Genomic DNA, 9,381 nt, shown 5'->3' with positions numbered 1-9,381 from the left:
CGTGCGCGCTGATATCCATGATGGCCCGGAGCACCACACGCTCCAATCAGAGGCCGGATACATTGATGCAAGACCGCATCTGCCAGGTTGACGAAACCTCTTGCAACGCGCGGCCGGACCATACATTCGGGTCATTTGCAACCCAGATTGGACCTAGCAGCCGATGTCCGGTTTAACCTTGGTAGCGACCGTATAGAGCACATCGAGTATCGGCAGCATCGTTCCAGCAAGCCTGTACCGCCCTATACAATTGCGGCATGACTGCTGTAGCCAGATGAGAATGCCGGCCGGGCCCTTTTGCTTTAAGCTGGTCTGCAAGGCCCTCACATCGGCTCAGGCGAGCTTGATGTCCCAGAGGCCCTCTTCGCGGCAGGCGACAAGTTCGCTGCGGAGCAGCTCGCTCACGAGCGTGATCGCAGTCGAGCCGGGATGATCGATGGGAGACGCAAGGGTCAATTCGCGCATCGGCGACGGTTTTGATATCGCCGCCGTTTCCAGCCGGCCGGAGGCTACTTCGTGGCGCACCGAGGAAGGCGGCAACAACGTGTACCCCAACCCTTCCTCGACCAGGCTGGTCAGCACCCGAAACGAATCCGCTTCCAGCTTGACGTCGAGCTTCAGCTTCTTCTTCGCCGCCGCCTGCTCGATCAGCGCCCGGAGGCCGTGCGAATGACTGGGCAGCACGAGTCTCTGTTTCAGCAGCCAGCCGATATCGACCTGCTTCTTCTGCGACAGCCCGCTGCCGCGCGGCCCCACCGCGACGATGGGATCGCGGCCGAGGCTCTGCACGGTCAGATGCAGGTCGCTGGACGGCCCGTAGATCAGCGCCAGATCCATCTCGCCGCGGTGCAGCCATTCCATCAGATGGCCGCTGTAGCTCTCGACGATGCAGAGCGAAATGCCCGGATATCTGTCGACGGTGCGCCGGGCGAGCCGCGCCGAAATCACGCAGCTCACGGTCGGCACCAGCCCGAGCACCACCCTGCCCGACGGTGGTCCGCCGGCGGACTGGATCTCGTCGCGCACCTGGTCGATCTGCCGGACGATGCCCGCCGTCCGCGCCAGCAGCAGGCGGCCGGCATCGGTCAGCACCATGCCGCGGCCGTTCCGGGTGAACAGGTCGGCGCGCAATTCATGCTCGAGCAGCTTGATCTGGCGGCTCAGCGCCGGCTGCGCCACCCGCAGCGTGTCGGAGGCTTTGCTGAGGCTGCCGAGCTCCGCCACGCAACTGAAGGTCCTGAGTTGGCGGATATCCATCGCTTGCCAATCTTCGAAGGCAGGTTCATACGCTATAACAATTCAGCATAGGAGACCGGCGCTAGTTTCACAACCGCCCGCGATCCGGCAATTGACATCCCCCACCATCCATCGCCAGAAAAACCAATGACCGCACAAGACCAACAAGACGAATTCCACGACATCCGCGACGCCGTCGCCAAACTCTGCGCCCAGTTCCCCGGCGAATACTGGCGCAACCTGGATCGCCAGATGGCGTACCCGAAGGAGTTCGTCGACGCGCTGACGGAGGCCGGCTATCTCTCGGTGCTGGTCCCCGAGGAATATGGCGGCTCCGGGCTGAAGCTTTCGGCGGCGGCGGCGATCCTCGAGGAGATCCAGCGGGCGGGGTGCAACGGCGGCGGCTGCCACGCCCAGATGTACACGATGGGCACCGTGCTGCGGCACGGCAACGACGCCCAGAAAGCAAAATACCTGCCCGGGATCGCCAGCGGCAAATTGCGGCTGCAAGCCTTCGGCGTCACCGAGCCGACCAGCGGCACCGACACCTCCTCGCTGAAGACCGTCGCCAAGCGTGACGGCGACCACTACATCGTCAACGGCCAGAAGATCTGGACCAGCCGCGCCGAGCATTCCGACCTGATGATCCTGCTCGCGCGCACCACGCCGAAAGAACAGGCCAAGAAGCGCACGGACGGGCTTTCGGTTTTCATCGTCGACATGCGCGAGGCCAAGGGCAACGGCCTCGAGATCCGCCCGATCCGCACCATGATGAACCACGCCACCACCGAAGTGTTCTTCACCGACATGCGGGTGCCGGCCGAAAACCTGATCGGCGACGAAGGCAAGGGGTTCCGCTACATCCTGTCAGGCATGAACGCCGAGCGCATCCTCATTGCGGCCGAATGCATCGGCGACGCCAAATGGTTCATCGCGAAAGCCACCGCCTACGCCAAGGAGCGCGCCGTGTTCGGCCGGCCGATCGGCCAGAACCAAGGCATCCAGTTCCCGATCGCGAAGGCCTACGCCGCGATGCGCGCGGCCGAACTGATGGTCAAGGAAGCAACCCGCAAATATGAGGCGGGGCTCGATTGCGGCGCGGAGGCCAACATGGCCAAGATGCTGGCGGCGGATGCCTCCTGGGAAGCGGCCAATGCCTGCGTGCAGACCCATGGCGGGTTTGGCTTCGCGGAGGAATACGATGTCGAGCGCAAGTTCCGCGAAACGCGGCTGTATCAAGTTGCGCCGATCTCGACCAATCTGATCTTGTCCTACGTCGCCGAGCACGTGCTCGGCCTGCCCCGCTCCTACTGAGTGAGATACGATGCTGCCATTGGAAGGATTGATTGTCGTCTCCGTCGAACAGGCGGTCGCAGCACCGTTCTGCAGCTCACGGCTGGCGGACGCCGGCGCGCATGTCGTCAAGGTCGAGCGCCCCGAGGGCGATTTCGCCCGCGGCTATGATGCGGCGGCGAAAGGCCAGAGCAGCTATTTCGTCTGGCTCAACCGCGGCAAGAATTCCGTGGTGATCGATCTCGCCACCAAGGAAGGCCGCGCCGCGCTGGAAGAGCTGATCGCGAGCGCTGATGTCTTGCTGCAAAACCTCAAGCCCGGCTCGATGGACAAGCTCGGCTTCTCGTTGGAGCGGCTTCGAAAGGATTATCCGGCGCTGATCTGCTGCACCATTTCCGGCTACGGCGACGAAGGCCCCTATGCCGACCGCAAGGCCTACGATCTCCTGATCCAGGCCGAGAGCGGCCTGGCCTCGATCACCGGCGGCCCCGAAGGCCCGTCGCGGGTCGGCATATCGGTGGTCGATATCGCGACCGGCGCCACCGCGCATGCATCGATCCTCGAAGCGCTGATCGCGCGCGGACGCACCGGCAAGGGCGCCGACATCCGGATCTCGATGTTCGACGTGATGGCCGACTGGATGGCGGTGCCGCTGATCAATTCGGAAGCCGGCAACCCGCCGAAGCGGATGGCGCTGGCCCATCCCTCGATCGCGCCCTATGGCGTGTTCAATTCCAGGGATGGCAAGGGCATTTTGATCTCGATCCAGAGCGAGCGCGAATGGAAGAAGCTTTGCGCGGAAGTCTTGGATCAACCCGACCTGCCCAACGATCCCAGGTTTGCCAACATGGTCGAGCGCGTGCGCAACCGCTCACTCACCGACAAGACGGTGGCCGACAGTTTTGCGACCATGACGCGCGTCGATCTGTTGAAACGCCTCGCCGACGCCGATATTGCGTTCGCCGAAGTGAACACCATGGCCGACCTCGCCGTGCACCCGCATCTTCGCCGGATCGAGGTCGATACGCCGAACGGCAAGGTGAGCTATGCCGCGCCCGCCGCAATCTTCGTCGGCGAGGAGCGGCACTATGGCGCCGTGCCAGGGATCGGCGACCATGTCGAACTTCCCACAGCTCCGCGTATCAGGAGCCGCCAGTCATGACAGCAGCTCTGAACCTCGACCATCTGCGCCAGTGGATCGGCCGCAGCACGGAAGCGTCAGACATTGTCACCGCACAGCTTGTGAAGGGCCTGCGCGCGACGCTGTTCCAGGACATCGGCGAGCCGAAGACAGGCGACGCCGCGCCGTGGACCACGCATTGGTGCCTGGCGCAACCGGTGTTTCCGATGTCGCAGCTCGGCCCCGACGGCCACCCGACCCGCGGCGGTTTTCTGCCGCCGGTGCCGCTGCCGCGCCGGATGTGGGCCGGCGGCGAAATCGAATTCATCGAGCCCCTGCGCGTCGGCGATGAATCGACGCGAGTCTCCCGCATTTCAGACGTGACGATGAAGACCGGCTCCACCGGCGTGCTCTGCTTCGTCTCCGTCGAACACACCATCACGACGCCGCGCGGGGTTGCGATCCGCGAACGGCAGGACATCGTCTATCGCGACATGGGCGGCGCGGCGCCAGTCGCACCAGCCAAGGCGCCTCCGCCGCCGCCGGTCGCAAAACATCGCGAAAGCCATGTCAGCGATCCCGTGCTGCTGTTTCGCTATTCGGCGCTGACCTTCAACGGCCACCGCATTCATTACGACCGCGACTACGTCACCAGGGTCGAGGGCTATCCCGGCCTGATCTTCCACGGCCCGCTGCAGGCGGCGCTGATCGTCGAATTCGCCGCAAGACTTCACGGCGACAGCGCGCCGAAAAAGTTCAGCTATCGCGGCGTGCAGCCGCTGTTCGAGGGCGGCGAGTTTACGATCAACGCCAACGAAACCAGCGCCGGCATGGAATTGTGGATCGCGAATGCCGAAGGACAGCCCACGATGAAGGGCACCGCGACGTGGTGATTTTTCACCGTCATTGCGAGCGAAGCGAAGCAATCCATACCTCCGTGCTGGAAGTATGGATTGCTTCGTTGCTTCGCTCCTCGCAATGACGGAACGCTAGATCAAGTTGGGAGTCACCTAATGTCGTCCCGCAAGCCAACCAAAACCGCCACCGCCCCGCTCACCGTCAAGGACGCCACCTTCGGCCTGCTCCGCGCGTTCGGCATCAAGCGCGTGTTCGGCAATCCCGGTTCGACCGAACTGCCGTTCCTCAGCGACTGGCCCGACGACATCGATTACGTGCTCGGCCTGCAGGAAGCTTCCGTCGTCGGCATGGCCGATGGTTACGCGCAGGCGACCCGCAACGCCGGCTTCGTCAATTTGCATTCCGGCGCCGGCGTCGGCAACGCGCTCGGCAATATCTACACCGCCCATCGCAACCAGACCCCGCTGGTGATCACGGCCGGCCAGCAGGCCCGCTCGATCCTGCCGCTGCAGGCCTTTCTCTACGCCGAGCGCGCTTCCGAATTTCCGCGGCCTTACGTGAAATACAGCGTCGAGCCGGCGCGCGCCGAAGACGTGCCGGCGGCGATCGCGCGCGCCTATTACGTCGCGATGCAGCCGCCCTGCGGCCCGACCTTCGTCTCGATCCCGATCGACGACTGGACGCGCCCGGCGCAGCCGATAGAAGCCCGCCGCGTCAGCCGCGAGCTCGGCCCCGATCCGGAAGCGATGAAGGCGCTGGTCGCCGCGCTCTCGGTGAGCAAGCGCCCTGCCCTCGTCGTCGGCCCCGGCGTCGATCGCGCGGCGGCCGTCGACCTGATGGTGCAGGTCGCGGAGAAGACGAAGGCGACGGTCTGGGTCAGCCCGTTTTCGGCGCGCTGCTCATTCCCCGAACGGCATCCGCAGTTCGCAGGTTTCCTGCACGCCTCGCCGGGACAGCTATCGGACGCGCTGCGCGATCATGACCTCGTGGTGGTGATCGGCGCGCCGGTGTTCACCTTCCACGTCGAGGGCCACGCCGCGATCTTCGACGGCGCCACCACGATCTTCCAGATCACCGACGATCCGGACGCCGCCGCCGTCACGCCATCCGGCGTCAGCATCATCGCGACCATGAAGCCGGCGCTGGCAACGCTGCTCGACCTGCTTCCGGAATCCACGCGCGCGATGCCGACAAGTCGCGTGCTGCCGCCGGCGCCGGCAGCCGCCGATCCGCTTCCCGTCGAATTCCTGCTGCATTCGCTGTCGCAAGCCATGCCCGCCCATGCGGTGCTGGTGGAGGAAGCGCCCTCGCATCGTCCGGCGATGCAGAAATTCATGCCGATGCGCGGCCAGGACAGTTTTTACACCATGGCGAGCGGCGGTCTCGGCTACAGCCTGCCCGCCGCCGTCGGCATGGCGCTGGGGCGTCCCGGCGTCCGCACCATCTGCCTGATCGGCGACGGCTCGGCGATGTATTCGATCCAGGCGCTGTGGACCGCCGCGCAACGCAAGCTGCCGCTCACGGTCGTCGTCATCAACAATGCCGGCTATGGCGCGATGCGCTCGTTCAGCCAGGTGATGCAGGTGCGCAACGTGCCGGGCCTCGAACTGCCGGGCATCGATTTCGTCAAACTCGCCGAAGGCATGGGCTGCCACGCCGTGCGGGTGACGAAATCATCCGAACTCGCAGGCGCGCTCAAGCATGGTCTCGCGCACGATGGCACCAGCCTGATCGAGGTGATGGTGGATTCCGCCGTGCCCCTGCTCTACGCGCAGAAGGGCTGAGTGACTTCGTAGCCCGGATGGAGCGCAGCGCAATCCGGGGAAGTCCATCCGCTGATAACGCGGCCCCGGATTTCGCGGAGCCTGTCATCACAGTGCGAGCGCAAATGCGCTCGTCGCTGGGCGCGCATTCGCGCGACCCGTTGGCTCCATCCGGGCTACCGTGTTCTTCGCGCCGCTGCGATTTCTTTCGCAAGCCGGCCATAATCCGCCCAGACCAGATACAGGAACAGCGGCGGCTCCTGCTGCGCCTGCAACAGTTGCGCATAGCGCTCTTTGGCGCCCTTCATCTCCCACCATTTCTGAGCCGACATCGCAACCCTTCGAAAGTGGTTGAGCGTTCCGGAAAACTTCCTGCGGTCGGCCCCGGCAAGGCCGGCGCAATGATTGAGCCAGTTGAATCCGGCGATGACGGCGATCGCCAGATCGCTCATCGTGTTGCCGGTGAATTCGATCACCGTTTCATCGTGCGGCAACTGGCGAAGATAGCCGTCCAGTATCGCCGGTTGTGAATCCGGCTCGGCGAGCAGCCTGAATTCGCCCCGCGGCACCGTCAACAGATAGCGCACGGCTTCCAGCCGCGTGTGGTTGCAGATCTGCTCCTTGTCGGCGCCGGCATCCGACGACGCCCGCTTGCAGGCAGGATAGACCCATTTTCCGTTATCGACGTCGTCGAGATATTGTTTGCCCTGCTTCTCGATGTCAGCCAGCAGCGCATGCGGAGCATCCGGCGCCGGTGGAGCTTTTCCGAATGGCCAGGCACGCCAGCTCATGAAACCCCTGCTTGATTCAAAGGCTCGACAATTCGTCTGCAAGTTCCGCACGCGGCACCACTTGACGGCCCTCTACGCTCGCACGAGAATTCAGTATGGGGCAACCCTGGAGTGAACGTCATGAGTAAGACAAGTTTCGGAAAAGCTGCCCTCGCGGTCTCCGTCTTCACATGCGCGACCATGCTCTCGGTTACCTGGAGCGAACAAAAGGGCGTTTCACTGTCGATCGAGCGCGCGCAGGCACAGGTGGGTGATCCAGCGGCCGATCCATCGACCCCGCGCGTTACCCGGCGGCAGGCGCGGCGGGCTGCGGCCAATGCGGCCGGTGCGGCCGCGGTGGGCGCCGGTGCCGTCGCAGCCGGAACGACGGCAGCTTACTATGCCGGCGGCGGTCCCTACGCCTATTACGTCGGTGGCGCCCCCTATGCCGGCGGCGGCGCCCCCCAAGCCTATTATGGCGGCGCCTATTACGGCGGCCCGGGCGTATGGAGCCAGGAATACGCGGCGCGCAACGGCATCATCTGCCAGCCCGGCACAATGGTCCGCCTGGAAGACGGCCAGATGCACAGGTGCCAGTAAGCGAAATTGTCGGGAACGGCGGCCGAAGGGCCGCCCTTCTCAATTGAGAAAACTCGTAGCCCGGATTTCGCTTCGCTGCATCCGGGCTACGTTCTCACCTCCCGTAACTTTCCCGCATCTTCGCCTGGATCTTCGCCATGCCTGCGATCCAGCGGTCGTAATTCTCGGTCTTCTTGCGCATGTAGCCGAGCACCTGGGGGTGCGGCAGGATCACAAAGGTTTCCTCTTCCAGTCCCTTCAGCACGTCCTGCGCCACCTGTTCCGGCGAAAGATCGCCGTCGCCGGATTGCGGGCCCTTCGGGATCGAGCGCAGCATGTTGGTGTCGACGCCCTGCGGGCACAGGATCGACACCTTGATGTTGTCGGCCTTGTGCGAGATCGCGAGATTTTCGGCAAAGCCGACCGCTGCATGCTTGGTGGTCGAATAGGCCGGGCTGCCGACCTGCGACAGCAAGCCCGCCGCCGAAATCGTGTTGAGGAAATAGCCGCCGCCGCGCGCTTTCATGCGCGGGATCAGGTGCCGCGCCGCATAGACATGCGCCATGACATGAACGGCCCAGCTTCGCTGCCACGGTTCGTCGGAGTTTCCGCCGGCGTTGACCGACAATGGATCGAAGCCGCCGCCGATGCCGGCATTGGAGCAGAACAGCGCGATCGGGCCGAATTGATGCTCGGTCTCCTCGATGACGTGATGGACGTCCTTCTCCTTTCCGACATCGCATTTGAAGGCCGCCCCACCGATCGGGGTGGCGACGGCGCGCGCGCCATCGGGATCGATATCGGCGACAACGACCTTGGCCGCGCCTGCGCGATGGAAGGCCTCGCACATCGCCTTCCCGATGCCGTTGCCGCCACCGGTGACAACCACGACTTTGCCCGTCACCTGCATGGCCCGCTCCTCCCGTTTATTATGATTTTACGTCAAGATCATCATATCGAGAATAGCCGTATAATGGCACGCCGCGCCGAGCAAGACGAAGCCATGCCAGATCGCGTTCTGGAAGCGCAGCCGCTGCCAGGCATGGAAGACCACGCCGAGGCTGTAGAGCACGCCGCCCGCCACCACGAAGCCCAGCGCCAGCGGCGGCACCGCCTTCATCACCGAATCGTAAATCATGACGCCGCTCCAGCCCAACGCGAGATAGAGCCCCACGGCCAAACGATCGTAGCGCCCCGGACGCGCCAGCTTCAGCACCACGCCGGCGATCGCGACGCACCACACCCCACCCAGCAGCGCAAGCGCCAGATAGCTCGCCTTCAGCGCCACGATGAACGGAGTATAGGTCGCGGCGATCAACAGATAGATCGCCGAATGATCGAAGCGGCGCAGCACCCATTTGGCGCGCGACACCGGCCAGAGATTATAGATCGCCGACAGCGTCAGCATCGCGAGCAGGCCCGCGACGTAGACCGATACCACCGCAACTTCGAACGCGCTGGCATAGACCGCGGTCAGCACGATCAGGGCGGTAGCGGCGACAAGCCCCAGACAGACGCCGACGATATGCACGACGCCATCGGCGATCAGCTCGGCGCGGTCGTAGTTCCAGTGCATGGCGTCAGCCGCCGCATGGAAGGATGTCGAGGCGAGTTGTTTCAGTCTGAAGATGGTCATGCGGATCCACAGAAGCTGGTGAGGGAGCGATTAAGACATGGGTCTTCCGAGGTCAACGAACCGTTCAAGGCGACTGGCCTGAGGGCCGTCATTGTCAGCGAAGGCGGATCTAGTACTCCACAGCCG

9 protein-coding genes are annotated in these 9,381 nt (G+C 64.1%); 5 read left to right on the top strand and 4 right to left on the bottom strand.

Annotated elements, in window-relative coordinates:
* Positions 1-333: 333 nt before the first annotated feature.
* The gene (locus C7G61_RS29840; RefSeq protein ID WP_108520530.1) at positions 334-1,257 is read right to left on the bottom strand and encodes a LysR family transcriptional regulator; all 924 of its coding nucleotides are present in this window, start codon (positions 1,255-1,257) and stop codon (positions 334-336) included.
* Positions 1,258-1,383: 126 nt separating this feature from the next.
* On the opposite strand from C7G61_RS29840, the gene C7G61_RS29835 reads away from it, so the two are divergent.
* The 4 genes from C7G61_RS29835 to mdlC all read left to right on the top strand — a co-directional run bounded on the left by C7G61_RS29835 (position 1,384) and on the right by mdlC (position 6,291).
* Complete coding sequence (locus C7G61_RS29835; protein WP_108520528.1) at positions 1,384-2,550, top strand: acyl-CoA dehydrogenase family protein; 1,167 nt, start codon at positions 1,384-1,386, stop codon at positions 2,548-2,550.
* A 10-nt stretch (positions 2,551-2,560) separates the two neighbouring features.
* Positions 2,561-3,691 (top strand): CaiB/BaiF CoA transferase family protein, encoded by a 1,131-nt coding sequence (locus C7G61_RS29830; RefSeq protein ID WP_108520526.1) that lies wholly within the window; start codon positions 2,561-2,563, stop codon positions 3,689-3,691.
* Complete coding sequence (locus tag C7G61_RS29825) at positions 3,688-4,542, top strand: HTD2 family dehydratase (RefSeq protein ID WP_108520523.1); 855 nt, start codon at positions 3,688-3,690, stop codon at positions 4,540-4,542. Before C7G61_RS29830 ends, C7G61_RS29825 begins: the two co-directional genes overlap by 4 nt.
* Before the next feature lie 120 nt (positions 4,543-4,662).
* Complete coding sequence (mdlC, locus tag C7G61_RS29820) at positions 4,663-6,291, top strand: benzoylformate decarboxylase (RefSeq protein WP_108520521.1); 1,629 nt, start codon at positions 4,663-4,665, stop codon at positions 6,289-6,291.
* 155 nt (positions 6,292-6,446) lie between these two features.
* On the opposite strand, the gene C7G61_RS29815 is transcribed toward mdlC, so the two are convergent.
* On the bottom strand, positions 6,447-7,061 hold the full coding sequence (locus tag C7G61_RS29815) for a hypothetical protein (protein WP_108520519.1): 615 nt from the start codon (positions 7,059-7,061) through the stop codon (positions 6,447-6,449).
* Between the two features lie 120 nt (positions 7,062-7,181).
* Between C7G61_RS29815 and C7G61_RS29810 the strand changes: the two genes are divergently transcribed.
* Complete coding sequence (locus C7G61_RS29810) at positions 7,182-7,640, top strand: hypothetical protein (RefSeq protein WP_190242020.1); 459 nt, start codon at positions 7,182-7,184, stop codon at positions 7,638-7,640.
* A 94-nt stretch (positions 7,641-7,734) separates the two neighbouring features.
* Here C7G61_RS29810 and C7G61_RS29805 read toward each other — a convergent pair whose 3' ends face one another.
* Positions 7,735-8,529 (bottom strand): SDR family oxidoreductase, encoded by a 795-nt coding sequence (locus C7G61_RS29805; RefSeq protein WP_108520516.1) that lies wholly within the window; start codon positions 8,527-8,529, stop codon positions 7,735-7,737.
* Between the two features lie 27 nt (positions 8,530-8,556).
* Complete coding sequence (gene trhA, locus C7G61_RS29800) at positions 8,557-9,255, bottom strand: PAQR family membrane homeostasis protein TrhA (protein ID WP_108520513.1); 699 nt, start codon at positions 9,253-9,255, stop codon at positions 8,557-8,559.
* Between the last annotated feature and the right edge of the window lie 126 nt (positions 9,256-9,381).

It is taken from the genome of Bradyrhizobium algeriense, from assembly GCF_003062295.1.
Classification (GTDB): Bacteria; Pseudomonadota; Alphaproteobacteria; order Rhizobiales; family Xanthobacteraceae; genus Bradyrhizobium; species Bradyrhizobium algeriense.
This window is presented reverse-complemented; position numbering and strand designations above follow the sequence as displayed.

What these genes read in the sequence shown, in the direction of transcription:
- C7G61_RS29805 (WP_108520516.1), bottom strand. Translation starts at nt 8,529, where the DNA reads ATGCAGGTGACGGGCAAAGTCGTGGTTGTCACCGGTGGCGGCAACGGC.
- C7G61_RS29825 (WP_108520523.1), top strand. Translation starts at nt 3,688, where the DNA reads ATGACAGCAGCTCTGAACCTCGACCATCTGCGCCAGTGGATCGGCCGC.
- C7G61_RS29840 (WP_108520530.1), bottom strand. Translation starts at nt 1,257, where the DNA reads ATGGATATCCGCCAACTCAGGACCTTCAGTTGCGTGGCGGAGCTCGGC.
- C7G61_RS29810 (WP_190242020.1), top strand. Translation starts at nt 7,182, where the DNA reads ATGAGTAAGACAAGTTTCGGAAAAGCTGCCCTCGCGGTCTCCGTCTTC.
- trhA (WP_108520513.1), bottom strand. Translation starts at nt 9,255, where the DNA reads ATGACCATCTTCAGACTGAAACAACTCGCCTCGACATCCTTCCATGCG.
- C7G61_RS29815 (WP_108520519.1), bottom strand. Translation starts at nt 7,061, where the DNA reads ATGAGCTGGCGTGCCTGGCCATTCGGAAAAGCTCCACCGGCGCCGGAT.
- C7G61_RS29830 (WP_108520526.1), top strand. Translation starts at nt 2,561, where the DNA reads ATGCTGCCATTGGAAGGATTGATTGTCGTCTCCGTCGAACAGGCGGTC.
- mdlC (WP_108520521.1), top strand. Translation starts at nt 4,663, where the DNA reads ATGTCGTCCCGCAAGCCAACCAAAACCGCCACCGCCCCGCTCACCGTC.
- C7G61_RS29835 (WP_108520528.1), top strand. Translation starts at nt 1,384, where the DNA reads ATGACCGCACAAGACCAACAAGACGAATTCCACGACATCCGCGACGCC.